The organism is Pseudoalteromonas sp. PAST1 (assembly GCF_021532515.1).
In the GTDB taxonomy this organism is placed as follows: Bacteria; Pseudomonadota; Gammaproteobacteria; order Enterobacterales; family Alteromonadaceae; genus Pseudoalteromonas; species Pseudoalteromonas simplex.
The window spans coordinates 1-25,512 of record NZ_JAKGBH010000059.1 but is presented as its reverse complement, the minus strand read 5'-3'; the positions used below and the strand labels follow the sequence as shown (position 1 = coordinate 25,512).

Genomic DNA, 25,512 nt, shown 5'->3' with positions numbered 1-25,512 from the left:
CTTGGGACTGGACTCCAATGTTAACGGCAACAGGCTCCAACACTTTTATCCTAATTTATGCTGGTATATGTGTATTGGTATATAGAGCAATCGAAGCCAGTAAAATTTCCAGTGCCGAATACACTGGTTTATTAGGTGCTGTAGTTGTAGGGGTGCTGTGGTTCGATGAAATACCGGACCTGAGCTTGGCTATAGGATCTTCTTTAATTATTATTCCGCTGATTTGGTTAGCCAAGATAGAAGCAAAGATAAAGCAAACAAGTAAAATAATATAAATGGTAAAGTTAATCTAACTTTCCAACGTGACCGCGTTTGGGAACGAGCGTTTAACTGCACTCCCATGTGGGATAAATAATAACTAGTTAATTTTTGGAATATTATGACTGAAAATAATTTGATATTTTGTGACTATAGTAACTCTTATTTAGAAGACTGTCTTTGGGCTGGATATCGATCCTAAAATAAACCGTGCTCATATCACTTAGATTGTGACTTCTCCACGGGTGCAGGCTAATGGCATCGGAACGGCAATGATGTCTTACGCTAAGAAAATGGCAAAGGACAGTGACATGAAAGTTATAGATATCGCCGCCAGTCATCTTTCAGCTCCTTTCTTCGAAAAATTTGGGGCAAAGACAATTATAGAAATCTGTGTGATTCATAGAGATCGTTTCAATTTTGCGATCTCTAAATCCCTTCTGTAATTGGATAATTGAACACGTTCATTATGCGCTTGATAAAACCCCTCAATTTCATCTGAAAATGGCGTTTGTTCACTAACTTCAAAATACCTTTCTATCGGCGTTTTTCCATTGTGAGCACTATGTGGTCTCTCCCAATTGTAATAGTGCTGCCACTCAGAAAGTTGCTCGTGAATATCTTCAGATTCCAAATCAACAGTTGCATAAAACTCAGCTTTATCTGTTTTTTGAGAGCGTTCAACTTTGCCATTAAGGTGCGGTGAAGCTGGCTTATTTGGTCGGAATTTTATCTTGTATCTCATTAATAACTTTTGCACTTTTTCAGCAAAAAATTCTGTACCTCGGTCTGTCTGAAATCGCTGTATAGGGAATAGCATTTCTTCAATTACAGACTCTACAAAGTCAATGGTATTAGTGGCACTACGTCGCTTATAAAGCCTTAACACTCGATAGCGTGTACAGTCATCAATAGCTGTGTACTGGTATAAATTAGGGGCTATTTTACAGGTGTCCATTTGAACTCTTTCGACAGGAATAGGCTTAGAGTATCTTTTGAAGTCAGGCTTTCTACGATAAATAACTATAGGGTCAACTTGGTGCTTTTTAAGCACTTTATGAATAGTAGCTAGCCCTAACTTAATTTGCTCATTTCTAAGCAACTCACTTTGGATTCTTCGAGCGCCTAAGTTTCTAGATTTTCTTAAGACTAAAATCTTAGCTTCCAATTCTGGAGACATTTTTTGATTTGGTGAACTGTGGGGTCTTTTACTCAAACTTTTAAGGCCATCAAGACCTTGCTCTTGATACCTAGACCACCACTTTCGTAATGTTGGCCTAGATATTCCACAACGCAGACAAACTAAACCTGCGTTGTTTGTTTCTTGATAAAGCTTTATCCACTTAAGTCTTTGTTGAATTTCATCGTTCATAACATCCAAGTATAGAAAGGATGTCTATGAATCACACACACTACTACATATAAGCCAAATTGATTTTTTTGCATTTATCATTAATTTAATGATGGCACCTTGCTATCAAATTTACCGTAAGGTAATTAATTTTGATAAAGCATAAAAGCTACTCAGATCCTTGTATTTGTGTAGAACAAGTACCGACGTCTCGTTGTTACTTTGGGTTTAACCCTAGATTTAGCATAAGCGAGTTCAGCTTGCTTGTGTTCAACAAACTTAAATCAACCCATAGGGGATTATTATCCTCTGGGTAATTGTCTCCGCTTAATGTTTCTTTGGAGGAGACAATGACTATTTCTAACTTAAAACTAAATGAAGAAACTGGTAAATATATAATCACGTCAGAGCTTAGCTCTGATGAAATTATTGAAACAGCCAAGAAGCTTCTAAACAATAGGCTGAGACGAGGTGCTATTTTTAAGAGCCCTACCCAAGTCACAGATTATCTAGAGGTCCATTTAAAGGGATTGGAGCATGAGGTCTTTTACATGCTTTATCTTGATAACCAAAATAGACTTATAGACAAAGAAATACTGTTTACCGGAACGATAAATGCTGCAAGTGTTTATCCTCGGGAGATTGTAAAAAGTGTACTAAAAAAGAATGCATCTTCTGTCATTTTAGCGCACAACCACCCATCAGGTATTGCCGAACCATCGCAAGCAGACAAGCTAATAACCACTAAGATCCAACATGCACTCAATCATATTGATGTACAAGTGTTAGATCACATCATTATTGGCGAAAATACTGTCTCTTTTGCTGAGCGCGGTCTTATCTAACTCAAATTAAAACCATTCCTTGTGGGGATACTTCCCATAAGGGGCGTATCCCCTTTTTTGTACTCTTTGGAGGAGATACGCATGAATAATGTAATTAAAAAGGCAATTATGCCAATCCCATCGTCAATACCTAACACTGAAGTGAGAGAGGTATACATTGGCGGTAGAACGATTCTTTCATTACGTGCTAAGTGGGGACCTTTATTTGAAGGTCAACAACGAGCTCAAGCTCAAGGCTAAACGTATGAGTTAGCCTTAGGGCTAACTCTTCTTTTTATTCGAGGCGACCACCTAAAGCGCCTTGTATTCAGGACGCTTTAGGGTCGTCTTGAGGAATAGGAGAGTTGTAATGATTGAATCAAAAATAGATAAAGTACTTGCTTTAGTTAAGTCAAATGGCGGGTGGTCTTCTGTCTACTCAGCCTACCCAGGACTTAATGAAGCAGTTTCAAAATCAAGTAACCACGGTGGTTCACCACAAGTACCATGCCCAAAAACTGGAAACGGAAGAACTAAGTTTCGCCTTTTCCGAGATTGGGTTGATACCGGTGGTGCATACCATAACGATGTAGGTGCTTTACCCGGTGGAATAGATGTAATTGCGTTTATGGAGAGTTGCTCAAAAAGCGACGCTTTAAACAAAATAATCGATATCTGTGGTGGTGACTTATCAAGCATCTCGCGCGAATACGTTCAAAATGTGAAAGCTTCACAGCCAAAAGGTATTAACGATGATGAAAAAGCAAAACGAGTCGCAAAACTTGAGAAGCTTTTTCAACACGCTATTCCTGCAGCTCATGATCAATCTGGTCGGATACAAGCTTACTTGAACAGCCGTGGACTTAAAACTGATGCGAAAACTCTACCGTATACACTTGGGTATGCTGATGAGCTTTGGTGGGGAGATGGTCAGTCTAAGCCTAAGAAACTTCACGGTTTATTAGGCTCAATGACTGATTCAGATGGTAATCGAATCACGATTCATCGAATTTTCCTGAACAATCAAGGCTTAAAAGCTGATGTACCTAATGCGAAAATGTTAATGCCTCCGCCAAGCTATATTGGTGGATGTTCTATCAAAATTGACTCACCTGTAACTGAAGGAGATAACACCTTCATTGGCGTATGTGAGGGGATTGAAACTGCATTAGCTGTACGCGAGGCTACAGGCTGTCCTATGTGGTCATGTTATTCGGACACTTTGCTAGAAATGGTTAAAATTCCAGATAATGTGACTTCAGTATTAATTTTTGCTGATAAGGATGCTTCTGGAGCAGGTCAAGAAAAAGCAGAAGCATTAGCTGCAAGACTACGTAGAGAAGGAAAGTTTGTTGATATTTATATGCCACCTTTAGATATACCTAATGGCAGCAAAAGTATGGACTGGCTGGACACCTACAACTTAGCAGGCCCTAGTGCTTTTTCATTTCGCTTACCTGTTGACATCTCTGTTAATACTGGAGGTGTCAAATGATTAGCGTTTCTGGTCAAGTTTACAATGACACAAATGGAACACTATTACAGACTTTAGAGCTGAATAGTGTTGCCCCTACATCTAACTGTAAATCAGGTTTTTGTGGGGCGTGTCGCATCAAATTACTAAAGGGCAATGTCGAATATATCGATGAACCAATTGGCTTTACAAATGAAGGTGAGATATTACCTTGCGTTTGTAAGCCAAAAGGTGACATTGAGGTTGAAGTAACCTTTTAGATTTTTACAACCAACCCATGCGGGGAGCCCCCCGCTTGGGAAGCTCCCCCTTTCTTTGGAGGAGCAATGAGTAAACATCATATTGAAATGGCAAAAGCTGGTGGTTCTCAGCTACGTCATTTCGCAGCATACCGCAATGGATACTATCCAGATATGGTTATCAGACACTTCATAGCAAAAACTACTCACTTTTTATTAATTGAAAAATATAGAAAGACTGTAGATTTGCTTGTGATACACAATGTGACAATCGCAAATGCCTGTGAAACGGCAGAATTGCTATTTGAAGCATAAACAACCCTTGGGGGATTACTCCCTCAAGGGTGTGAACCCTCAAATTTACTTTGAGGAGATTCAAATGAATTGCTTATGAAAAACAAAATGCTAAATAAGATCATGGTTGAACTAATCTTATTAGCAACAATTGTTGGCTATATTCCAGAGCTCTCTGTTAGTGGTTTTGCGGATATGTTTGGCCGTGTGGTTTCGACAACAAAACATGCTACGAAATTCAAATTCAAGGACTTATAAAGCTAGTCATTGCTTTTGTTTGTATGTTGGCATCTGTTGTGATAGGTTTCTATATAACTTTCCTAAATGGTTCCGAGGAGGACGATCAAGATGAATGAAATCCAAGCTATTGGTTTGACCTTTTTCATTTTTGGTAATGTAGTTTTTTTCGGTAGTTATTTATGGATGCACCACCGAATAAGCAAAAAATAAAATAAGAAAAGACCGTTAATCGGTCTTTTTTTTTGTCAAAATTTGAAGAGAGGAGCTACTGCGCCTAGAACAATAACCAGTAAGGGGTAGACGCGAAGCTCTTCTATATTGCTGAAAATAGAAAAATTTCAATCAATTCCAAGTGTGTGAGTAGAATAAAGATTCATACCAAGTATTAAACTATCATCCTAAAATGGCAGCGATTGCATCGGTACGCTGCCATTTCTAAAACGTTTTTGCCCCATTGTGTGCTAGTACACTTTTTCTTTGCACTTTACGAATGCTTTTTCTAATCGTTGTGGTGTCTTGTAATGTGAGAGTTTACAAGAATATCGACGTGAGCTTAGCCCTCAGTCCTCCATGAATAGTTAGATAGTGTTTCTAGTCACCATTCACTAACCTATTGACTAATATCGACTAAAATATGAGTTGTTGTTACACTGGAATAAACTTAGATAGCTCACTGGAGAACACATGAAAGATTATATGAATCAACTCGATCAAGAGACTAGGAAAGTAGATTTTGATTCATTTGATATATCTGTTAAAGAGTTGATTTCTATGGCGAATGAATCAATTATCAACATTGCTCCTGAGTACCAAAGGCAATTTCGTTGGCCCGAAGATAACCAGTCTAAACTTGTAGAATCTGTTTTATTGGGAATACCTATTCCTAACTTGTTCATGGCTGCAAATAGAGATGGATCTTGGGAGTTAATAGATGGCGTACAAAGGCTTAACTCATTGATTCATTTTTGTGGGACCCCAGAGCAAATAGAAAGTTTTGGGCTGGATAAGCCTCTTAAACTTAAGGGGCTAGATATCCTGTCTAAGTTCAATGGAGCAACGTTTAATGATCTGCCTCATTCACTTCGTTTGAAGTTCAGTTTACGTCCGCTTAAGGTAACAACACTAAGCGATAAAAGTGATCTAAAAGTACGATTCGACCTCTTTGAGAGATTGAATACTGGTGGAATCAAATTAACTCCTCAAGAAATTCGAGCTTGTGTATTTAGAGGGCAATTTAATGATTTTATCATTGAACTTGCAAAAAATGATGACTTCAACAAAGTTGTTAATGTGTCATCAACTAAAGCGAAAGACGGTACCAGAGAAGAGCTTGTTTTGAAGTTTTTGGCTTACAAAACAAAACGTGATGATTTTAAACACAGTGTAGAGATATTTCTAAATGACTTTATGGCCGATGCATCGGTACATTTTAACTATAAGAAGTATAGAGAGCTGTTTGAAAAAACATTTGAATCACTAAGAGCTGTCTTACCTAATGGAATTAAACGCGGCAATAAAGGAAGTACACCACAAGTGCTTTTTGAAGCCATTGCTATTGGAGCTGCCGATGCTATTGAAGAAGGAGTTGATATTAGCGGATCAAATGTAGCCAACTGGATTGATGATGAAGAGTTACGCCGCTTGACAACTGGAGCCACAAATTCAGGGCCTCGCTTACGCGAAAGAGTCGAGTATTGTCGAGTTAGGTTTGTAGATAATGTTTAATGATATTGATGCTGGTGTTATGAATCGCTTGAGGCAACTAGATTCAATACTAGAGTATTTGTCAGATGAGGCACTGACTGAAGAAACTAAAAATTCAGACTTCTATCGTGCTCAGAAAGGCTTGGTGTTTGTTGCAATGTATGCAGCACTTGAGTTCGCAATTACACAATCAGTCACACGAGCATTAGAAGTTATTGGGCAAGAAGAAGCTCCTGCCAATCATTTTAAAAGTGCGGTATTGTGCTCGCTGTTTGATTCTCATTTTAAAGCTCTTCGAGAGTGCGGAGCCTCCAAAGTGTGGGAAAATCGTCATAAACTTGTTCTCGCAGTAACAAGTGATACTGAAGTGACTAATGTTGACAGTTCTGTTTTTCCATCAGGTGGCTCAATGAATATTTCTATTAAACAGCTAGAGAACGTGTGGAATTTTTTTGATTTAGAACGCTCACCACTGCCAGAAGGTGTGCAGCACTTTGTCTTAACCGAAGTCAAGGATCACCGTAACGCGATAGCTCATGGTAGAGAGACCGCAACTACTATAGGGCGAAGGTTTAACGTTACGCAGTTAGATAATAGAGCACGCAGTATAAAGCTTTTATGTCTTCACATTACTTCTTCGTTTGCCTCTTATTGTGCTGAAAAACGATATTTTGTTGCGGATACTGTGGCATAAAAAGCAACTGCTTTGCCATACCAGTAGTTATTCATGGATTGCTAATGCTCGATTTTTCGAAATTCATTTCTTTCCAAATCCTAATCAGTAATACATCCACTATCCTCATAGTGACTTTTAAATAGGAGGTCACTATGAAACCAGAACTAAACCACAATGCTACTGGTGTGAAACGTCCTTTCAAGCTTGAAGAGATTTGGCGTATTCGCACTCGAATTGAAATTCAAAACAACTTGATGCAATTAGCTTTACTGAATTTGGCTATAGATAGCAAGCTAAGATCATGTGACTTACTCTCTTTAAAAGTTCGAGACGTCGCTACTCTCGATCAAGTATTTGAAAGGGTTCAATTAACGCAGAAGAAAACAGGGATCGAAGTTCAATTTGAGATAACTCCGAGAACACAACAAAGTATTATCCATTGGGTTCAAGAAGTTAAATTGCAACCCAGTGATTATTTGTTTCGGAGTATACGTCGCTCTAATCAACCAATAAGCTATTCATATTACAGGTCTATCATCAGGAGCTGGGCTGAGCAATTAGGACTTGATTGCGACTTGGGGACAAGAAAACCTTCGATGATAAAAACGCCATATCGATTGCACAACCTCTCTGCGAAGCAATAATGTCGATGACCGCTCGTACCCGTTTATCCTCAGGGCGCGATGAAAGCGCAGGACTATAGACTAGCCCTACCGCTTTATTTACTGTTTTCCACACTTTGTCGATATCGACGTCAGTAAATAGATGCTGAGAAATGGATCCCAATTCTTTGCTAGTAAGCGGCAGAGTATTAATTCCATCACTCCTAGCTTGACGTAAGGCTTTGAGAAATTGTTGGTTTTGCCTATCTTCAGGCTCTAAATAGATGACTACAATCTGATTGTCCTGTGCCAAAACCTTGTGAGGGACATCTTCGAAAATCACAATACATTGTCCGGTGTGAATACTTTGTGCCTTGTAATCTTGAACCGAGATGTCTTTGTCTAAACCAATGCAAATTTGGACAGCATGATGTGCATGAACATCATTATCAGGACTGATTCCGATGTAAATCGCTTTGTAGGGCCACAAATGAATATGCATGGCTGACTCAGTATCAAAAGTTCAGGCTATTGATTTTTGCCTTATAAATCTACACAAATGACGAATGTTAGCCGATAGATACACGTTGAGGCGAGTGCGCACAGTGAAACTGTGTGCTTCTTACACTTTTAAGTGTGTAAATAATTTAAAATGCCACAGTCCCTAATGGTTTTGTTTTGATCACACTTTGACGCCATATTTTCGAGTGATGACTTTAATGCGTTTAGCTCTTCAATGCGAATAATGACGTCTGATAAATGCTTAGCTATTAACGTATTGATATTTGAACAGCTCTGATCTGGCTTCGAACGACTGTCCATGAGCGTTTTTACTTCCATGATAGACATATCCAATGAACGACACTGTTTAATAAATAGGAGTTGTTCAATAGTCCCCTTGTCGTAGACACGATAATTTCCACTTGAGCGCTTGAGCTCAGGCAATAGCCCTTTCTTTTCATAAAAACGAATGGTCTGAATACTACAACCTGTCGTCTTTGCGACATCACCAATTTTCATTTTTTTCTCCTAACCGTTGACTCTATACCAAGTATAGACTTTATACTCATACTATTCATCAGTAAAGAGTGTGTTTCTAATGAGCGGATGTGGGTGCGAAGTTGAAATAAAAGACCAGTCTCAACGACAGGTTTTGTATTGGCTTTTGGGAATAAACGCGACAATGTTTGTTATAGAAATGGGGATCGGGTTGCTTGCTCATTCAACCGCATTAATAGCCGATTCACTTGATATGCTCGCCGACGCAGTTGTCTATGGTGTTGCCCTTTATGCTATTGGTAAATCGCTATTGCACAAAGCCAATGCGGCTAGAATTAGCGGCTTTTTTCAGATGGCACTGGGTGTGTTGATTATCATTGATATTGTAAGACGGTCAATTTACGGTAGCGAACCTGTATCGGGACTAATGATGGCTATGGGGGCAGTTGCACTGGTTGCTAATGTCATTTGTCTTGTGATCATACGCAAACAAAGAAATGAAGAAGTGCATATGCGGGCAAGCTGGATATTTTCAGCCAACGATGTGATTGCCAACTTAGGTGTTATCTTTGCTGGCGTTTTGGTGTTTTGGCTCGATTCTCGATGGCCTGATCTGGTTATCGGTGTGATAGTTTCGTGCGTTGTGTTGCGCGGGGCAAAAATGATCCTCGAAGATGCTGGAAATGAAAGACAGCGAGCGCTTAATGCGCAAAGTTGATAAGAAAATGCCAATTTTTAATTGCACATCAAAACTGCGTAGGTTGGCATGGCTACTTATTACTTTGCTCATGTGTCAATCGGGCTTTTCGTTCGCCGCTCAATGCGATGACTACCCTGCGGAGGTATCGTCAGTCCCTGAACAATCAAAGTCGATAGGCACTTATGATGTTCCCGAAAAAAATGTAAATGCTGGTGATAATACGTCGAGTGAAGAGTCTAAGTGTTTCCATTGTGTGCTGTGTCAATGTGGACAGATTAAGTTTCTGGCACAGCACCCAATAAATGACGTATCTAAACCGTTATATACCAATCAATACAGTTATTCCCGCAACGTCACTGACGGCCTAGTCGAAGGCCTTTTGCGCCCACCTCAACATTAATCCATTCCCTCCTATATGTTTGCATGGGTGCTTTCCATGTATGTCGTTATCTTATGAACAAAAGGTTCTTTTATGAGTTCTTCACGCCCACTGGGCATAAAAAAAGCTAGCTCAGCGTATCTGAAATTGATATCTGCTGCACTGGTAACCATGAGCATATCTGTTCAATCTGCCAATGCGCAAAAGTCTTCAATCACGCTTGAAAATGCGCTCAAACGCACATTATCAAACAACCCAGATTTAGTTGTGTTCGAATTTAAATCTTCGGCTTTGGATGGTGAATCAAAAATGGCCAGCTTACGACCTGAAATGTCTGTTGGGGTTGAAGTTGATAATGTGTTGGGAACAGGCGAAGTGTCTGGTATTAAAGATGCCGAATTGACACTGACCTTATCGTCGGTCATCGAGCTTGGAGATAAAGTCAGCGGCCGAATGAATGTGGTGAGTTCAAAAAAAGCACAACTGCTTACACAACGGCGCATTCGTACGCTGGACATCTTGGGTGAAACAACTCGACGATATATCAATGTCATTGTCCAACAAGCGTTGCACAAGACTGAGCAACGAGCTGAAATGCTGGCTCGCACAATGCTTCAGACAGTCTCTACACGGGTTGAAGCGGGGGCTTCTTCACCACTTGAGAAAAAACGTGCAGAGTCAGCGTTGTCGCAGGCGCGTTTGTCGTTATTGATAAGTGAACAAAAACTCAATGAGTATAAACGCGACCTGGCCATCATGTGGGGTGACACTAACGCTGTGTTTGCGGAAGTTGAAGGGACACTGTTATCGTTTCCAAATTCACTATCACTTGAACATATGCTTTCACAGCTTCAAAGCAATCCACACGTTCTGCTTTATGCTGATAACTATCGGGTACAAGAGGCCAGATTGAGAGTGGTTCAGGCCAGTCAGCAGTTCGACATTGCGTGGGAAGCCGGTATCCGAAGAATGCAGGGAATTGATGACACAGCGTTAGTCGCCAGTATTTCGGTGCCGTTAAATACCAAGCAGCGGAATCTAGGTGAATACGAACAACAGCGCGCATTGCTTGACAGTATAGACTATCAAAAACAAGCGAAAATTCGTGAACTCACTCGCCAATTAAATCAAGTCATTAGCGCAAAAGACCAAGCCTTGCTCACTGTTACGACCCTTCAAGACAATGTCGTCCCAACATTGGAATCTGCATTGAAATTGGCGCGGGATGGCTATGAAAGTGGTCGCTACAACTACATAGAGTGGGTGACAACGCAACAGCAACTCATAGATATGCAACGAACTATGATAAAAGCCGCAGGCTTAGTTCACCTTCGAAGCGCAGATCTAGAGGCACTTACGGGAATTCCCGTGTTTTCTGACTCTCCCTCGACGTCTGCTCAATCATCACAATGAATAGAGAAAAAATAATGAATAAATCACAATTTACATTAGTTACTAGCGCACGTGACTTGCTTGGCATGTTAGTCATGCTAGTTACTTTACTGTTTGCTTCTGTCGCCCTGGCTGATGATGACGATGAGGAAGCCGAAGAAAGACCCGAGTACGTAGTGTTATCTCAAGAACGGATGCTTGAACACGATATCGTGACTGCATCGGCCGCATCAGGAACATTATCGCTCACAACCAGAACCTTTGGGCGGATAGTTCATGATCCTGCGTCACTGAGTCATATTCGTGCCCGCTTCGACGGTGTTGTAAAACGTATCATGGTGAATATTGGAGATAAAGTAGAAAAAGGTGACACACTGGCAATCATTGAGTCAAACGAGAGTTTAAATCAATACTCAATCACCTCACCGATGTCTGGAAAAATCATAGCTAGACACGCCAATGATGGTGAGCTCACCAACGGTCAAGTACTGCTTTCTGTTGCTAATTACTCTCGCGCAATTGCTCAATTGGCTATTTTCCCCAAACAACGTACTCGTATTGCCGCTGATATGGAAGTCACTTTAAGGCTTGAGGAATTGCAGCAACAATCAAGTATAAGCCACATTACGTCCTCACCTGATGACAAACCTTATTCTATCGCGTTTGTGAACGTTGATAATGGCAGTGGTTATTGGCCTTTAGGCGCTATGGTAGAGGGTTATATTCAGATTGGGTTCCAAGAAGTCAATCTGGCTCTCCCCAAAAGTTCAATACAAGAGTTAGATGGGCAAACCATTGTTTTTGTCAAAGAAGGGGAGCGATTTTACCCCCGCCAAGTAAAGATTGGGAACACGGACAACCGTTTAGTAGAGATTGTGAAGGGCGTTCAAATAGGCCAGCAAGTCGTTGTAGAAAATAGCTATCTACTAAAAGCTGATTTATTAAAAATGGAGGCGGGCGATGATGACTAATTACCTGCGCATTTATTGTCAAAAGCAAAGCCAAGTCCATAAAAACGGTGAGGTGAGAACATGATAGCACCAATACTCCGTCTATCCATTGAGCGACGTGGTGTCATGATGTTGTTCGCCTTGTTTGTCGCCTTTTTTGGTATGTATAGTTACAAACAATTGCCGATTGATGCTGTGCCTGATATCACCAACGTGCAAGTGCAGATAAATACCGCAACCCCAGGTTACTCGCCTTTGGAGACTGAACAACGCATAACGTTTATAGTTGAAACCTCGCTGGCCGGTTTGCCTAATTTATCGTATACCCGCTCGATATCACGCTATGGTTTGTCGCAAGTCACAGTCGTGTTTAAAGAGGGCACTGATTTATATTTCGCACGAAATCTCGTCAACGAGCGTCTCACCGCCATCGCGGCGCAATTGCCAACAGGGTTAACCCCTGAAATGGGCCCTATCTCCACAGGCTTGGGTGAAATTTACATGTACTCGTTAAGTGCTGAGCCTCAGGCGCGACAGGACAACGGTCAACCCTATGATGCTATGGCATTAAGGGAGATCCATGATTGGGTAATTAAGCCCCAATTGTCGCTTGTTGAGGGGGTGACCGAGGTTTATGCGATAGGCGGATTTGAAAAGCAATATCATGTGAATCCTAATCCAGTCGCAATGATAAACTTTGGGATAAGTACAGGTGACCTTCTCAGTGCGCTAGAACGCAACAATGCGAATCAAGGCGCTGGTTTTGTAGAACAAAATGGGCAACAAGTACTGATCAGATCGGAAGCCCAACTTAAGGGCATCGACGATATCGGCCAAGTGGTTGTTAAGATCATTGATGGCGTACCGGTAAAAATTCAAGACATCGCCCAAATCAACCTCGGTAAAGAGCTGCGCTCTGGAGCCGGCACGTTAAATGGCCAAGAAACAGTGATTGGCACGACAATGATGTTAGTGGGAGAAAACTCTCGTACGGTCGCCAAAGCTGTGGACAGTAAGCTCGAAACCATTAAAACAAGCTTACCCGAGGGCGTAATCCTTGAAGCGGTTTACGATAGGACAAGCCTCGTTGACAAAACCATCGACACAGTGCAGAAAAACCTCGTCGAGGGCGCTTTACTTGTCATCGTTGTGCTATTCGTTTTGCTTGGGAATGTGCGAGCTGCACTTATTACCGCCGCTGTAATACCCTTGGCAATGCTTGCCACGATATCGGGCATGGTCAAAACAGATGTGTCTGCTAACTTGATGAGTTTAGGCGCACTGGATTTTGGCTTGATTGTCGATGGCGCAGTTATCATTGTTGAAAACTGTATCAGACGATTATCCGAATCCCAGAAACAAAACGGCGCTACTCTACCGCTCAAAGAAAGGCTGAATGTTGTATATGAAGCCACTAATGAAGTCATACGCCCCAGTTTGTTTGGTGTATTGATCATTACCATTGTTTATATCCCCTTGTTCACGCTCACTGGCGTCGAAGGTAAAATGTTCCACCCCATGGCAGCGACCGTGATAATGGCTTTGCTTGCCGCAATGGTATTTTGTTTTACCGTAGTGCCTGCGGCGATAGCAATTTTCATGAGAGGTAAAATTAGCGAAAAAGAAAGCCCAATTATTAAAGGTGCAAAGGCAGTCTATCGTCCTGTTTTAACCGGAGCGCTGCGTTTTAGATGGCTAGTGGTAGTAGCAGCGAGTGCTTTGGTTGTCGGCAGTTTATGGATGGGCAGTAAATTAGGCTCCGAGTTTATTCCCCAGCTCAATGAAGGTGATATCTTAGTACAAGCGATACGCATCCCTGGGACTGGGGTAGAACAAGCAGTTGAAATGCAAAAAACTCTTGAAGCGAAACTTATGCAGTATGAGCAAGTTCAGACGGTATTCGGTCGCACGGGTACGGGTGAGGTCGCTACCGATCCTATGCCGCCCAACATTACTGATACGTTTGTTATTTTGAAGCCTAGGGAACAATGGCCCGATCCATCAATGACTAAAGCCGAGCTAGTCGAAACGTTTGAAGAGGACTTGTTTACCTTGCCCGGCAATAATTATGAATTTACCCAACCTATTCAAATGCGGTTTAATGAATTGATCAGTGGGGTAAGGGCAGATTTGGGCATAAAACTATTTGGGGATGACTTAGATACCCTCTTTGCATCTGCTTCTGACATTTTGTCCGTTATTTCAACGATTGAAGGGGCTGATGACGCGAGGCTTGAGCAGGTAGAAGGCATTCCAATCTTCACCGTCACACCAAAGCCTGATCAATTGGCACGCTTTGGTTTGGATATAGCCGACTTGCAGTTATGGCTCAATGCTGCGACAGGTGGAGAAACCGCTGGAATGATTTTTGAGGGCGACAGACGCTTTGAAATTGTCGTGCGATATGCCGACGACATTCGAAATGAACTCACTCAGCTTGAGAGCGTTCCCATAGTCACGCCCTCTGGTGAGCATGTACCAATAAGCGAATTAGCCACACTTGCATTTAAAGAAGTACCTAGCCAAATAAGCCGGGAGAATGGCAAACGTAGTATTGTTGTCACAGCAAATGTGCGTGACAGAGATATTGGCACTTTTGTTGAAGAAGCTCAGGCGAGAATTAATGATGAAGTAGATTTACCTGCTGGTTATTGGCTCGACTATGGTGGAACCTTTGAGCAGCTCGAAAGTGCGAGTCAACGATTGACGATTGTGGTACCGGTTACGTTGTTTGTGATTTTGACAATGCTGGTAATTGCGTTTGGTTCTATACGCGATGCGTTGATTATCTTCACAGGTATCCCTTTGGCATTAACAGGCGGTGTAATGTCCCTTTGGTTAAGGGATATGCCTTTATCCATATCCGCGTCGGTAGGATTTATCGCGTTGTCTGGGATTGCCGTATTAAACGGATTGGTAATGCTGTCCTTCATCAAGCAACGTTTGCTAGAAACCGGAGAATTAGTGAATAGCATTGTTGAAGGGGCACTTATTCGCTTGCGTCCGGTATTAATGACAGCACTAGTGGCAAGCCTTGGATTTGTGCCCATGGCGCTCAATACGGGCATAGGTGCAGAGGTGCAACGGCCTTTGGCCACGGTGGTCATCGGCGGGATAATATCGTCAACCTTGCTAACACTGGTAGTGCTGCCTGTACTCTATCGACTCGTGCATAGTAAAGGGGATCAGTAGTGTTCTTGGGCATTTATTCGTAAATGCCCAAGTTTTACCTGAACGATTTTTAGGTACCTATTGACTCTTTATTAAGTATAGACTTTACAATCATATTCTTAACGTCATGTACGATAAGGATAGATATGGTTTCGCTTATTTTAATTAGTAGTTTTTTGGCGCTAGCCGTCCTCGGTAGAAGCTTTGTTCAATATAAGAGAAATGGTGATTTTGGTATAAGAGCAGCATCTATAAACGCACCATTAATAGAAATTGTACCAGGGGCTATATTCGTGGTTACGTTTTGCTTTGCATTTGGTCTAGTTCTTTTTGGTTACTTAGGACGTGCGCCCCTACTATTTGTTCCTTCAATTCCATTTCAGCTTCTCGGCTCCTTGATTGGCGCCTGCGGAATTGCTGTAACTTTGTTGTCTCAAATTCAAATGGGAGATTCATGGCGTATTGGCGTTGACCAGCAAGAAACGACTGCACTTATTACCCACTGGATTTACGCAAAGTCTCGCAACCCCATTTACTTTGGTATTTTTCTATTTTGGGCAGGGGTGTGTATAACGTTCCCACATTTGCTGCTTTGGGCATGTGCTTTTGTATGTTGGATTTGCATTGAAGTGATTGTTCGACAAATTGAAGAGCCTTATTTGAAGAAAGTGCATGGCGATGATTTTCTAAAATATAAGTCTGACACTAACCGATACATACCTAAGCTTTCACGCTTTAAGTTTTGACGCTTAAATAAGTAATGGCGCAGGCTGCTTTATATGCATAAACTAACGAACGGTATCTTTTAACGTCCATTTTTATGAACTGTCGTTATTCTTAAGTGAACTACCCAGCGACATCGCTTCGCTCTGATCACTGGGCTTCTACAGTCTAGCTTAACGGCTAGGCTGCTTCTTTTTTCTCAGATCCAAAATCCAACTTCGATAATTCGAAGACTTTCGTTTTAACGGATTGTTTCTCCTGAGATACGGGTGCTACCCTTGCGACGATTCCAGCCGCAATTAAATCTAATTCACCTGTCTTTTCTATGCTCTTAGCCGACGATAGATCACGGTTTTGATACGTTCCGCAAGCTACACAAGTGAAATACCTATCGTTCAATGTTAAAACATGGTTTTGGCCGCACTCTGAGCAGATCCCAGTGGACTTCTCAAATCGACCAATTTCGTGATACAACTTACCCTCTAACTCAGCTTTGTATTTTGAAAGCTGAGTTATCAGCCCCATTACGTTATCGGCAACCATGCTGCCATTGAACTTTTGAATCGCTTTTACGTTTAAATCTTCAAAACACGCTATATCAGTTTCATTGATTATCTGTCGTGAAATTTTGTGCGCAAAGTCGAGCCTTTGCCTTGAGATTTTACCGTGTAGTTTATTGATGCGTTGTTTAGTTTTGTGCCAACGATTTGAGCCTTTGGTTCGACGCGCAAGCTGGCGTTGCAATTGATTTAGCTTCTCTTTTGACTGTTTTAAAAACTTCGGATTATCGGCCACAAATCCGTTCGAACCAACCACCGTTTGCTTTGAGTTGATATCAAAACCAGTGATCTTTTCCAAAACCTGTTTAGCCGTTTTACACTCTACTTCCTGTGTGATGCTGCATTCCCATTTTCCGTGACGATATTGAACAGTGACGGTCTTAATTTTGCTCACTAGCTCACGATGCAGAACGATTGGCACTTTACCGACTTTTGGGATGCTTATAGCGTCATTTTCAATTCGAATACAGTTGGAATTATTGACCGCTCGGAAGCTATCATTGTGAAGCCGCTTCCTTTTGTAGGAAACTTTGTGCTTTGGAAAATGCTGCAAACGACCTTTAGAAAATGCATTCTTCATCGCTGTTTCCAAGTCGCGAGCAACCTGCTGAGCAGCAGCAGAATCAAACGCTTTAATCCAGCTAAATTCCTCGAATGGCTTAATTTCCTTGAGGAGAGAAGCCATATCTTTGTAAAACAGGAATGTTTTATCGTATTCATAACGACGCATATTTTCAGACAACAACAGATTCCAAATGCCACGCGCTATCGCACCAAACTCAATGAGCTTAACTTCTTGTTCTGGCGTAGGGTTTAGCCTGTAGTTGTATCTGAGCGTCTTTTTCATATACTGTATAGACTACTGTATAAGGCCAAGTTGTCAAGATGGAATATGAAACTAAATCTCACTGCAAATATCTAATTTCGCTTCATTTAATTTTGGTGGTTAAGTACAGAAAACCTCTGCTAAACGGAAGGCTGGGTGAGTTTGTTAAGAAAACGGTTTTCGATGTTTCTCTATCATCTGACTTTAGGATCGAAGAGGTTGAGATAGACAAAGATCACATTCATATGCTGATTACAATCGGCACTCGATATTCAGTAGGCCAGCACGCAAGGAGGATTAAGCAAGCCACAACCGCTAAAATCTGGAAATCATTTCCTTATCTGAAAAACCAATTTTGGAAAGAGAAAACATTTTGGTCTGATGGGTACTTTGTGTGTTCTGTAGGGAATGCAAGCGCAGAGACTATACGAAAATATATCCAAGAGCAGGGGTGACACCTATTCATCCCCGCGACATCACTTTGTTCTGATCACGGGGTTTTCTCGGTGAGTTTAGATAAATTACATTCATTTATTAATAACTGACTTATAGAGTCAGACTCTTTTGATAGTGTTAGGAGCTCATCATCCTTTGAAGGGGCTGTTGAATCGTTAAGTTCTGAGTTAGAGAGAATGTTCTCGATTTCTAAAGAGTTTGATGAGAATTTTTGGCAAAATTCAATTATCTTATCGTTTTCCAATTCTCCGATATCTTTCTTGTTCCTCATGTATAACTTATAGTTCTCCGTTACAACCTCTAAAGCTGCATGTTCATAGCGTATGGTCGCTATTATTTCACTATCTTCGATTTTATAGTCAACAATACTTACCGATATCGGACGTAAAATGCGGGCCTTCTCGCTATAGCTTGATACACCTGCTTGTGAATTGCTAATAATGAAATAAGCGCCGAGCTTTTCAGCTGCTTCTTTATGTATCAAATCTACAATGTTGTATTCATTTACTGTGAGGCCGATAGTTTTAAACTTGATAACTCTCACAGTATCAGCTGCATGAGCACTATGGCTCAATACTAAAATGACTAGTAAAAATACAAATTTCATAAATCCTCCTTCAAAGTTAAAAGTATAAATTATTGAATGCAGGTTTGTAAGAATATAAAAAATACAATGAGATTTTTTCATAACCTATTGTAAAAAATTGATATTTAGTTTTGTTTTTAACATCTGCGCGAAATGAAATTCATGAAATGATTAATATAGTTTTAGCTATTGGAGATTGTTTTAATGAATTCATTGAAAGCGCTAGCAAATGGGGTTTTTCTATCGATTGTATTCCATGCACTCGGGAGTGCTTATGGTGCAGAAAAAGTTAGTGTCAATTTAACGCTAAGTAACACCACTGAGTACGACGCACAAGTAATCGAGCATCTACTTCAAAAAAAAGCTGTGGAACAAGCAAAAGTAAACCTCAACACGAATGTTATAAGCGGCAATAAATTATTGCCAAATGTAAGGGCAAAACTTAAAGAGCTAAACTTAAAGCAAGAGCTAAGCACCCTCAATGCAACGGCTACTTTTGAGTTAACTGAAGGCCCAGAGTTAATTGCTAACGAGAATACTATTAGGATTTATGACGAAGTATTTCTGTTTAATGGCATCGAAACAAAACAATCATCATTGAAAAAAAGACTCAAAGAAAAGGTGTTTGAACATAAATTCTTTGCTGATATCCAAAGCAAATTATCTAACCTAGTGACAATATCAGACTATAAAATCAAAGAACCTCAAATTTGAATCGCCCCGTGTTTGCCAGAGACTCAATAACTTGAGAAACTGGAACTATGAAAAAATCAAATCGCTATACATCAGAATTTCGTGAACGTGCAATTAGGCTTGTTACCACACAACAGCATGAATACCCTTCTCTTTGGGCTGCGCTAGTATCGATTTCAGATAAACTGGGATGTACCCCAGAAACACTTAGAGCATGGGTCAAGAAATCTCAAGCTCAACCGTCTAAACCCTCTTCTAATACGCAATCAACTGAAGAACGCCTTGCCGTCTTAGAGCGCGAGAATAAAGAGCTCAAGCGAACGAATGATATCCTGAGGCAAGCTGCCGCTTTTTTCGCCCAAGCGGAGCTCGACCGCAAACAGAAGTAATAGTGGATTTTATTGATGCTTGCAGAGAGCATTACGGTGTCGAGTCAATTTGCAAGGAATTGCCGATTGCACCATCAACGTATTATTCTCATAAACAGATACAAAGAGAGCCTGAGCGACTGTCTAACCGCAAAAAGCGTGATGCTGAGCTGATAATACTCATTCGCGAAGTGTGGGAGGATAATATGTCAGTTTATGGTGCAAGAAAAATATGGAAGCAGCTACAGCTTGACGACCATCAAGTCGCCCGCTGTACAGTCGAACGATTGATGCGAGTTATGGGAATTCAAGGTGTTCGTCGGGGTAAAGCACATAAGACAACGATACCTGACGAGCAACAAGATAAGCCACTTGATTTAGTTAATCGTCAATTTACTGCTGAGCAGCCAAATCAACTTTGGGTAGCTGACATCACCTATGGTGTGCCCGGAGTTCAGGGCTAACAAGGATGTTTAAATTGAACCACGAACCTGTCTGTAATCCATGACAATATTGGCAGGAGCCAATAAGTTATGGCTACTTCTGGTTGTGCAGAAGTATGAGTCTGAGCGGCAGTGACTTACCGTATGCTGGTAAGGTAATGTAACTCGCTGACAACGGGAAGTGAGGCGAATTCGTTAAGCCAAGATGCTTCTCTAGACTAAGTATTGGACGGATGAAGAACATGAACCGATTAATCCGCATCTGTGGGCTGAAACGTCGCCACCGTCTACACGAGTTAACAGGCGGTATGACGCTGATATTGTGCAATAAGTAGCTGCGCAATAACCGAACTGGTCAGCAAAATGTAAGTGCTTGCCAGTGGATAAACGCCAAATCACAAGTCTGCGTTTAAGCGTCATCACCTTACAGCACGATAAGGTTAAAGACTGCGATCGGCATCCCCCCCAATATGTTTGAGTTCAGGCCGGTAAACCGGGGAAGGTCTATTTGCATGCTAAGGGAGCATGACCCCGATGACAAATAGGCTGGCGGAGCGCTCGTAGTAGTCCGGGATGGGGAAAGCCCATTACATGGCGAAGGGGCGCAGCTTAATTGATTTACGTCGGCAAATTAGCTGACCTTAACGAGGTGAAGACCTTTGATAATCAGTGAAATGCAACGTAAATTGGCAACATGGACTCAAGCGGATAAATCGCGACGAGTCAATCGACTACTGCGCTTAATTAGTCATCCTCGATGGCTGAAACACGCAGCCGAAATCACCCTTGCAGCCAGAGGAGCGAAAACACCGGGCGTAGACGGGAACACTAAATTCCATCTAAAAGAAGGGTTAGATGAAGAGCTCGCCATACTCAGCCAAGCACTGAGAGATGGCTCTTATCAACCACTTCCGGCAAGGCGAATTTATATTCCCAAAACAAACGGCAAACAACGCCCTTTAGGTATTCCTACCCTGAAAGATCGCATAGTGCAACGCGCCATGCTAATGGCTATGGAGCCAATCTGGGAAAATGACTTTCACTCGTTATCCTATGGCTTCAGACCTGAACGCAGTGTGCATCACGCGTTCCGGACAGTAAAACTTCAGTTGACTGATTCCAGTCAGGAGAAAGGACGCTGGGTGATTGAAGGCGATATGTCGAGCTATTTTGATACAGTTCATCATCGATTATTGATGAAGTGCGTCCGTAAACGGATTGCCTGTAAACGGTTCAATCAGCTGCTCTGGCTCTTTATCAAGGCCGGTCATGTTGAAAAGAACCTGTTCTGTGCCACTAACCAAGGCGTACCGCAAGGTGGCGTGATCTCACCACTGCTGTCAAACATCATGCTTAATGAGTTCGATCAGTACCTGAACCAATGCTACCTTAGCAAAAAGGCACGTAAAGATCGCTGGTACTGGAACCACAGTATCAAGATCGGTCGCAAGCCTGCCCTTGAGGAGGAGCGACAATGGAAGCCTGGCGTCGCATACTGTCGTTATGCCGATGACTTTGTTGTTATCGTCAAAGGCACCAAACAACAGGCGCAGGTGATCCGAGAGCAATGCCGAGACTTTCTGGAAAGCAAACTCAAGCTTACGTTGAACATGGAGAAGACCCAAGTTACTCATGTCAATGACGGCTTTGTCTTCTTGGGACATAGAGTGATCCGCAAACGAGGCCCAAAAGGCAACATGCGTGTGGTCAGCACTATCCCGAAAGATAAAGCGAGAGCGTTTACTTGTTCGCTCAACAAAGAACTATCTGGTGACTATAGCTGTAGTCCAATCGATAAGATAGAAAAACTTAACCAGAAACTTAAAGGCTGGTCACAGTTTTACCGTCATACCGATTTCACGGCTAAGGTTTATAGTAAGATAGACAGAGCGGTATTCTGGAAACTGGCTTACTGGTTCGCAGCTAAGTTTAAAACCAGCATCAAGAAGCTAATGATGAAGTTGATCAGACGACCAGAACCCGGCAAAGCGAAAACATGGGTCTATTTCGGTAGGAGCAACAAAGGCAACTTATGCGGTCAATCACTATTTCGATTAGTGAGTAGCCCTAAACGACCTTTTAGATGGCGATTACCAGAATCGAACCCGTATTGCCGGAACGAGGACGAGGTCAGAAATACTGTCACCTCAAGATATCAAGATGTTGCAATGGCTGTTAGCCACAATTAAGTGGAGAGCCGGATGCGCTGAAAGGTGCACGTCCGGTTCGGAGAGGAGAGGTTGGGAGATAGCACGACTACGCCCCGCCTCTTACTCTACTTGCCACATGGAGTGGGTTTGTTTATGTCGCTTTCGTGATAGATGTTTTTTCACGATACATTGTAGGTTGGCGTGTATCAACGACAATGCACACAGAGCTTATTCTTGATGCGTTAGAGCAAGCTATTTGGCATCGTGGCAACCCCGAAGGGTTAATTCACCACAGCGACAGAGGCAGCCAATATTTGTCTATACGATACACTGAGCGACTTGCTGAAGCTGGAATTCAAGCGTCTGTAGGCAGTGTGGGTGACTCTTATGACAATGCATTGGCTGAAACAATAAATGGATTATTTAAAACAGAGATTATTCGCAGAAATGGCCCGTGGAAGAATGTTGATGCTGTTGAATACGCAACGTTAGAGTGGGTCAATTGGTTTAATAATCAACGCTTATTATCTTCAATTGGGTATATTTCACCAGCTCAATATGAAACAGACTACTATGATAATTTAAACGAGTCAGGTAAAGTGGCCTGACTTAAACAAACTGGTCTCCGATGAACTCGGGGCGATTCATTTGTATACATTCGACAGCGTGCCTATTATCTCATTTTGTCATACACAGTTTTCATCTAAAATAACCTGTTGCGCCTTTAAAAATAGGCGTATACGCTTTGTTTACACCCGTATACATCAGAGGTATTTTAGAATGGCTATTCTAAGCATCCGAATTGACGATAAATTAAAAGAGTCTTTAAGTAGTGAGGCGCAAAAGGAAGGTATTTCTTTATCTGAATATGTGAAGAAATCACTGGAAATTAAGAGCGTTGATACTCATATACTAGCAACAGAGAAAAACTTAAAAAGCTCTGTTGATAGTATTAAAGATTTAGCGCTCGTCTCTCAGGAGACTGTACACGAAGTTGAACTAAATATTCAGCGGCTAAATGAATCGCTTAAAAATGCAAATCACTTAAAAGAAATCAAAAAATTGAAATGGATATTGATTTCTATATCCCTCATCTTTGTATCAATCTCGATCCCAATATTTCACTTTAATATTGCTTATTTCAAAACCTTCTTTTATTAGGCTTTATCCTGAATAATTTAAGGCCTATGAGCCAAGCCTATTAGTAAATATTCCAGTTACCGGAAAGCCTTTGCCGTCCAACACCTCTGTATTAAGCTTTTCACTTTACGATGAATTACCTTCAACAACTTAATTTAAATAAACTTTTTAAAGGCGTTTTCAAAAGACTATAAGTGTATAATTATGGCGCAGGTTTTGCAGTTAATATCACTCATACGATCATACTAAGGAAAAGAACCTATGCGAGTTGATGCAAACGTACATTATTTTAATGGGAACCAGCGTACCAAGCCTTCAACAGAGGCCTCAACGTCATTTTCGGCTGCATTAACAGCAGCACAAACAGACAATGATAAGACTGACAGCAGCACAAAACAGGCGGATTTCACTAGTATGACCCGGCAAGAAATGCGGGACTGGGCCAACACTCAAATCCGCAATGGAGAAATGTCTCTCGATGACGGCAGGCCTTTCATGGCTATGACTATGAAAATACCCGTAAATGGAGGCGAACTGGCAGGTGCACACAGTGATGAAACACGATATAACTTCATTCAAAAAACGCGTGATGGCATCCAAGGCGCACTGTCACGCAATGACGAGACTACTTTGAAGATGTTAGAATCAGCTATGTCTATCATGCAAGACAAAAGTACTGGTGTTAACATTCGTATTTAGAAATATAAAAAGGCCAGAATGTCTGGCCTACATCATTAATAAATCAAAGAATACTGATCTGGACTGACATAGTATTCCATGGCGAATTAGTCGAAGTATTTTGGTATTTGAATAATCCGTTTTGATGACCATCGACATTGTATTCATTGAGGAAACCCACGACAGTTTGCCCAGCGGTACAAGGCCATGTGTAGTTACTACCAGTCACACAAACAGGCGTACTTGAGTACATTGTGGAACTCGGAAGTAACCCACCGTTCATCCAAGCAATATGATTATAACCATAACCAATTTCTAAAACAGCAGTACGCAGCTGCTCTCCCCCATGATCACATGCAGTTGTTGTCATACCAACAGTGGACTCCCACCCACAATCAGTTGAACCAACAGCATATACCCACATTGAAGATAGCGGCGGAGCTGATGCTCGAGCCATTAATTCAGACTCCATGCGGATGTTTTTGATTTCGGCAGGAGCTGGAGCATTCTGACTAGTGAGTACAGGAAGGGAGGTAATTACTTGTTGACTGCGCGGAACTTCCTCAGCATAACTCATATTACTTACACCAGTTGCTATGACTACAGATAGCAGGCCCGAATTAAATTTATTTTCATAGTCCTTGAATTTCCCTTTTAATATCAATTGAAAGGTATTTATAGTTCACGCCTTTAGCATTGTCAAAAAATGAAAACATAATGATAAATAATTAATTTTTATATTTGTTAACTGATAGCAGAAAATCAAACACAAGACCTTCATCCAACAACTGAGTTTCACCGGTGAAACTTTAATTTTAGCGGCTAAAATAATGGGGTATCACACTTTGACCTGCAATACCCCCTACCTAACAATTAACCTATTAAACTTATAACCAATTGGGCTACAGAAATTAGGGAAATTAAATTAATAGAAAACCTTCCTTCTACTTTCACTTTATAATGAATATCTATTTTCATTCGCGTGCTCATTAATATTGATAGTGCCCCAACCGCAGTGTAATCTTAAATTGCCGTAAAAGATTGGCGGTTAGAACGTGGCATCCATGCCATTTTACTATCGTTGATTTTCAACCAGGCCTCGTGCCTGGTTACCTTCATTTTTTATGTTTCTTTGATACTAACAAAATTTTTTAACTATCTGCGGCGCTGAAAAAATTAACCTGTCGCCTTAGTTCCGCTTAATCATAATTTAACGCATAGCACTTTTACGAATAAGCAAAAGGTGAGTATTTATTAAAATAATTGCCGGTGTATCTACCATTTCACATTAAAAACAGGTGCGGCGGCACTCTAGGTTACACTGTCGTATTAACCTAGAGGCCTTGCCATGTAAGCGCTAATAACGAATTGCACACGGGAAAGTTACACGCGTGATGTGAACGGTACTTTTGAACGGACTCGATAAAGTTATTGAATAAACAGGTCTGATAAACACAGCCGTACGTATTGCTATCTGTGCGTTGCTAATTTAGAAAAGTCCCTGACACGTTAATTAGATGGTACGCCCCACCCATTAGCTAAACTCATAGTGTTGGCTATTACAGGAGGAAACCATCATGTCAGTTGCAAAAGTCATAGGTATTGATTTAGGTAAATCAACCTTTCACCTAATTGG

Annotated in this window: 28 protein-coding genes, 3 pseudogenes and 1 other annotated feature; of the genes and pseudogenes, 25 read left to right on the top strand and 6 right to left on the bottom strand. The window is 41.3% G+C overall.

From position 1 onward, the window contains the following. Together L1272_RS20045 and L1272_RS23305 are read left to right on the top strand one after the other, a co-directional pair. Positions 1-275: pseudogene (locus tag L1272_RS20045) on the top strand (DMT family transporter); the annotation flags it as partial. A 213-nt stretch (positions 276-488) separates the two neighbouring features. Next, positions 489-704 (top strand): GNAT family N-acetyltransferase, encoded by a 216-nt coding sequence (locus L1272_RS23305; protein ID WP_171040401.1) that lies wholly within the window; start codon positions 489-491, stop codon positions 702-704. Here L1272_RS23305 and L1272_RS20040 read toward each other — a convergent pair. Beyond that, positions 659-1,630 carry an IS481 family transposase gene (locus L1272_RS20040; RefSeq protein WP_063529430.1) on the bottom strand — a complete coding sequence of 324 codons (972 nt, stop codon included), beginning with the start codon at positions 1,628-1,630 and terminating at the stop codon, positions 659-661. The genes L1272_RS23305 and L1272_RS20040 overlap by 46 nt on opposite strands. Before the next feature lie 329 nt (positions 1,631-1,959). Between L1272_RS20040 and radC the strand changes: the two genes are divergently transcribed. From radC to L1272_RS19995, 9 genes and pseudogenes are all read left to right on the top strand, one after another. Continuing rightward, positions 1,960-2,454, top strand: a complete 495-nt coding sequence (gene radC, locus L1272_RS20035; protein ID WP_055022415.1) for a RadC family protein — start codon at positions 1,960-1,962, stop codon at positions 2,452-2,454. An 81-nt stretch (positions 2,455-2,535) separates the two neighbouring features. Further along, positions 2,536-2,694, top strand: coding sequence for a hypothetical protein (locus L1272_RS20030; protein ID WP_155950872.1), 159 nt, complete (start codon positions 2,536-2,538; stop codon positions 2,692-2,694). A gap of 109 nt (positions 2,695-2,803) precedes the next feature. Then, entirely contained in the window at positions 2,804-3,928 is a 1,125-nt protein-coding gene (locus tag L1272_RS20025; protein ID WP_063529429.1) for a toprim domain-containing protein, read from the top strand. Beyond that, a complete protein-coding gene (yfaE, locus tag L1272_RS20020; RefSeq protein ID WP_036973826.1) occupies positions 3,925-4,167 on the top strand; it encodes a class I ribonucleotide reductase maintenance protein YfaE in 243 nt (80 codons plus the stop codon). The genes L1272_RS20025 and yfaE overlap by 4 nt, the downstream gene beginning before the upstream one ends. Before the next feature lie 66 nt (positions 4,168-4,233). Beyond that, positions 4,234-4,461, top strand: coding sequence for a hypothetical protein (locus L1272_RS20015; RefSeq protein WP_036973827.1), 228 nt, complete (start codon positions 4,234-4,236; stop codon positions 4,459-4,461). 87 nt (positions 4,462-4,548) lie between these two features. Further along, a complete protein-coding gene (locus L1272_RS20010; RefSeq protein ID WP_161805764.1) occupies positions 4,549-4,698 on the top strand; it encodes a hypothetical protein in 150 nt (49 codons plus the stop codon). Between the two features lie 666 nt (positions 4,699-5,364). Further along, positions 5,365-6,405, top strand: coding sequence for a GmrSD restriction endonuclease domain-containing protein (locus L1272_RS20005; protein ID WP_055022416.1), 1,041 nt, complete (start codon positions 5,365-5,367; stop codon positions 6,403-6,405). Then, on the top strand, positions 6,398-7,078 hold the full coding sequence (locus tag L1272_RS20000) for a hypothetical protein (protein WP_063529428.1): 681 nt from the start codon (positions 6,398-6,400) through the stop codon (positions 7,076-7,078). The genes L1272_RS20005 and L1272_RS20000 overlap by 8 nt, the downstream gene beginning before the upstream one ends. 134 nt (positions 7,079-7,212) lie before the next feature. Beyond that, positions 7,213-7,638, top strand: a pseudogene (locus tag L1272_RS19995) (tyrosine-type recombinase/integrase); the annotation flags it as partial. Here L1272_RS19995 and L1272_RS19990 read toward each other — a convergent pair. Together L1272_RS19990 and cadR are read right to left on the bottom strand one after the other, a co-directional pair. Next, positions 7,598-8,164 (bottom strand): hypothetical protein, encoded by a 567-nt coding sequence (locus L1272_RS19990; protein ID WP_063530300.1) that lies wholly within the window; start codon positions 8,162-8,164, stop codon positions 7,598-7,600. The pseudogene L1272_RS19995 and the gene L1272_RS19990 overlap by 41 nt on opposite strands. 128 nt (positions 8,165-8,292) lie before the next feature. Then, positions 8,293-8,682: a Cd(II)/Pb(II)-responsive transcriptional regulator gene (cadR, locus tag L1272_RS19985; RefSeq protein WP_004588587.1), complete on the bottom strand. Its 390-nt coding sequence runs from the start codon at positions 8,680-8,682 to the stop codon at positions 8,293-8,295. Positions 8,683-8,761: 79 nt separating this feature from the next. Here cadR and L1272_RS19980 point away from each other — a divergent pair, with 79 nt between their 5' ends. The 6 genes from L1272_RS19980 to L1272_RS19955 all read left to right on the top strand — a co-directional run bounded on the left by L1272_RS19980 (position 8,762) and on the right by L1272_RS19955 (position 15,999). Beyond that, on the top strand, positions 8,762-9,379 hold the full coding sequence (locus tag L1272_RS19980) for a cation transporter (protein ID WP_036973831.1): 618 nt from the start codon (positions 8,762-8,764) through the stop codon (positions 9,377-9,379). After that, a complete protein-coding gene (locus L1272_RS19975) occupies positions 9,345-9,761 on the top strand; it encodes a hypothetical protein (RefSeq protein ID WP_015065927.1) in 417 nt (138 codons plus the stop codon). The genes L1272_RS19980 and L1272_RS19975 overlap by 35 nt, the downstream gene beginning before the upstream one ends. A 72-nt stretch (positions 9,762-9,833) precedes the next feature. After that, positions 9,834-11,153 (top strand): TolC family protein, encoded by a 1,320-nt coding sequence (locus L1272_RS19970; RefSeq protein WP_138557221.1) that lies wholly within the window; start codon positions 9,834-9,836, stop codon positions 11,151-11,153. 14 nt (positions 11,154-11,167) lie between these two features. Beyond that, positions 11,168-12,103: an efflux RND transporter periplasmic adaptor subunit gene (locus tag L1272_RS19965; protein ID WP_063527678.1), complete on the top strand. Its 936-nt coding sequence runs from the start codon at positions 11,168-11,170 to the stop codon at positions 12,101-12,103. Between the two features lie 60 nt (positions 12,104-12,163). Further along, entirely contained in the window at positions 12,164-15,274 is a 3,111-nt protein-coding gene (locus L1272_RS19960; protein ID WP_055022428.1) for an efflux RND transporter permease subunit, read from the top strand. 125 nt (positions 15,275-15,399) lie between these two features. Then, positions 15,400-15,999: a methyltransferase family protein gene (locus L1272_RS19955; RefSeq protein ID WP_063527677.1), complete on the top strand. Its 600-nt coding sequence runs from the start codon at positions 15,400-15,402 to the stop codon at positions 15,997-15,999. A 157-nt stretch (positions 16,000-16,156) separates the two neighbouring features. Here the strand turns inward: L1272_RS19955 and L1272_RS19950 are convergent, their stop codons facing one another. Beyond that, on the bottom strand, positions 16,157-17,383 hold the full coding sequence (locus L1272_RS19950; protein WP_235374159.1) for an RNA-guided endonuclease InsQ/TnpB family protein: 1,227 nt from the start codon (positions 17,381-17,383) through the stop codon (positions 16,157-16,159). 38 nt (positions 17,384-17,421) lie between these two features. Between L1272_RS19950 and tnpA the strand changes: the two genes are divergently transcribed. Continuing rightward, entirely contained in the window at positions 17,422-17,817 is a 396-nt protein-coding gene (tnpA, locus tag L1272_RS19945) for an IS200/IS605 family transposase (RefSeq protein ID WP_063528636.1), read from the top strand. Between the two features lie 35 nt (positions 17,818-17,852). On the opposite strand, the gene L1272_RS19940 is transcribed toward tnpA, so the two are convergent. Beyond that, positions 17,853-18,425 carry a hypothetical protein gene (locus tag L1272_RS19940; protein ID WP_055022518.1) on the bottom strand — a complete coding sequence of 191 codons (573 nt, stop codon included), beginning with the start codon at positions 18,423-18,425 and terminating at the stop codon, positions 17,853-17,855. Between the two features lie 168 nt (positions 18,426-18,593). Between L1272_RS19940 and L1272_RS19935 the strand changes: the two genes are divergently transcribed. The 7 genes and pseudogenes from L1272_RS19935 (at position 18,594) to L1272_RS19905 (ending at position 23,897) form a co-directional block, all read left to right on the top strand. After that, positions 18,594-19,118, top strand: a complete 525-nt coding sequence (locus L1272_RS19935) for a hypothetical protein (protein ID WP_235374158.1) — start codon at positions 18,594-18,596, stop codon at positions 19,116-19,118. A gap of 47 nt (positions 19,119-19,165) precedes the next feature. Continuing rightward, positions 19,166-19,486: a transposase gene (locus tag L1272_RS19930; RefSeq protein ID WP_008130909.1), complete on the top strand. Its 321-nt coding sequence runs from the start codon at positions 19,166-19,168 to the stop codon at positions 19,484-19,486. Further along, positions 19,444-19,560 (top strand) — a sequence feature (AL1L pseudoknot). (Overlaps the previous gene by 43 nt.) Further along, positions 19,489-19,929: an IS3 family transposase gene (locus L1272_RS19925; protein ID WP_082423037.1), complete on the top strand. Its 441-nt coding sequence runs from the start codon at positions 19,489-19,491 to the stop codon at positions 19,927-19,929. (Overlaps the previous feature by 72 nt.) A gap of 638 nt (positions 19,930-20,567) precedes the next feature. Further along, positions 20,568-22,097 (top strand): group II intron reverse transcriptase/maturase, encoded by a 1,530-nt coding sequence (ltrA, locus tag L1272_RS19920; RefSeq protein WP_063528682.1) that lies wholly within the window; start codon positions 20,568-20,570, stop codon positions 22,095-22,097. Between the two features lie 83 nt (positions 22,098-22,180). Further along, positions 22,181-22,666: pseudogene (locus L1272_RS19915) on the top strand (IS3 family transposase); the annotation flags it as partial. A gap of 172 nt (positions 22,667-22,838) precedes the next feature. After that, on the top strand, positions 22,839-23,219 hold the full coding sequence (locus tag L1272_RS19910; RefSeq protein ID WP_024606317.1) for a hypothetical protein: 381 nt from the start codon (positions 22,839-22,841) through the stop codon (positions 23,217-23,219). 240 nt (positions 23,220-23,459) lie between these two features. Continuing rightward, positions 23,460-23,897: a hypothetical protein gene (locus tag L1272_RS19905; RefSeq protein ID WP_013463093.1), complete on the top strand. Its 438-nt coding sequence runs from the start codon at positions 23,460-23,462 to the stop codon at positions 23,895-23,897. Between the two features lie 43 nt (positions 23,898-23,940). Here L1272_RS19905 and L1272_RS19900 read toward each other — a convergent pair whose 3' ends face one another. Beyond that, a complete protein-coding gene (locus L1272_RS19900; protein WP_199524511.1) occupies positions 23,941-24,333 on the bottom strand; it encodes a YolA family protein in 393 nt (130 codons plus the stop codon). Between the last annotated feature and the right edge of the window lie 1,179 nt (positions 24,334-25,512).

Excerpts from the sequence above, each read along its gene's own strand:
- L1272_RS20040 (WP_063529430.1), bottom strand. The coding sequence starts at position 1,630 with ATGAACGATGAAATTCAACAAAGACTTAAGTGGATAAAGCTTTATCAA.
- radC (WP_055022415.1), top strand. The coding sequence starts at position 1,960 with ATGACTATTTCTAACTTAAAACTAAATGAAGAAACTGGTAAATATATA.
- L1272_RS20030 (WP_155950872.1), top strand. The coding sequence starts at position 2,536 with ATGAATAATGTAATTAAAAAGGCAATTATGCCAATCCCATCGTCAATA.
- L1272_RS20025 (WP_063529429.1), top strand. The coding sequence starts at position 2,804 with ATGATTGAATCAAAAATAGATAAAGTACTTGCTTTAGTTAAGTCAAAT.
- yfaE (WP_036973826.1), top strand. The coding sequence starts at position 3,925 with ATGATTAGCGTTTCTGGTCAAGTTTACAATGACACAAATGGAACACTA.
- L1272_RS20015 (WP_036973827.1), top strand. The coding sequence starts at position 4,234 with ATGAGTAAACATCATATTGAAATGGCAAAAGCTGGTGGTTCTCAGCTA.
- L1272_RS20010 (WP_161805764.1), top strand. The coding sequence starts at position 4,549 with ATGCTAAATAAGATCATGGTTGAACTAATCTTATTAGCAACAATTGTT.
- L1272_RS20005 (WP_055022416.1), top strand. The coding sequence starts at position 5,365 with ATGAAAGATTATATGAATCAACTCGATCAAGAGACTAGGAAAGTAGAT.
- L1272_RS20000 (WP_063529428.1), top strand. The coding sequence starts at position 6,398 with ATGTTTAATGATATTGATGCTGGTGTTATGAATCGCTTGAGGCAACTA.
- L1272_RS19990 (WP_063530300.1), bottom strand. The coding sequence starts at position 8,164 with ATGCATATTCATTTGTGGCCCTACAAAGCGATTTACATCGGAATCAGT.
- cadR (WP_004588587.1), bottom strand. The coding sequence starts at position 8,682 with ATGAAAATTGGTGATGTCGCAAAGACGACAGGTTGTAGTATTCAGACC.
- L1272_RS19980 (WP_036973831.1), top strand. The coding sequence starts at position 8,762 with ATGAGCGGATGTGGGTGCGAAGTTGAAATAAAAGACCAGTCTCAACGA.
- L1272_RS19975 (WP_015065927.1), top strand. The coding sequence starts at position 9,345 with ATGAAAGACAGCGAGCGCTTAATGCGCAAAGTTGATAAGAAAATGCCA.
- L1272_RS19970 (WP_138557221.1), top strand. The coding sequence starts at position 9,834 with ATGAGTTCTTCACGCCCACTGGGCATAAAAAAAGCTAGCTCAGCGTAT.
- L1272_RS19965 (WP_063527678.1), top strand. The coding sequence starts at position 11,168 with ATGAATAAATCACAATTTACATTAGTTACTAGCGCACGTGACTTGCTT.
- L1272_RS19960 (WP_055022428.1), top strand. The coding sequence starts at position 12,164 with ATGATAGCACCAATACTCCGTCTATCCATTGAGCGACGTGGTGTCATG.
- L1272_RS19955 (WP_063527677.1), top strand. The coding sequence starts at position 15,400 with ATGGTTTCGCTTATTTTAATTAGTAGTTTTTTGGCGCTAGCCGTCCTC.
- L1272_RS19950 (WP_235374159.1), bottom strand. The coding sequence starts at position 17,383 with ATGAAAAAGACGCTCAGATACAACTACAGGCTAAACCCTACGCCAGAA.
- tnpA (WP_063528636.1), top strand. The coding sequence starts at position 17,422 with ATGGAATATGAAACTAAATCTCACTGCAAATATCTAATTTCGCTTCAT.
- L1272_RS19940 (WP_055022518.1), bottom strand. The coding sequence starts at position 18,425 with ATGAAATTTGTATTTTTACTAGTCATTTTAGTATTGAGCCATAGTGCT.
- L1272_RS19930 (WP_008130909.1), top strand. The coding sequence starts at position 19,166 with ATGAAAAAATCAAATCGCTATACATCAGAATTTCGTGAACGTGCAATT.
- L1272_RS19910 (WP_024606317.1), top strand. The coding sequence starts at position 22,839 with ATGGCTATTCTAAGCATCCGAATTGACGATAAATTAAAAGAGTCTTTA.
- L1272_RS19905 (WP_013463093.1), top strand. The coding sequence starts at position 23,460 with ATGCGAGTTGATGCAAACGTACATTATTTTAATGGGAACCAGCGTACC.
- L1272_RS19900 (WP_199524511.1), bottom strand. The coding sequence starts at position 24,333 with ATGGCTCGAGCATCAGCTCCGCCGCTATCTTCAATGTGGGTATATGCT.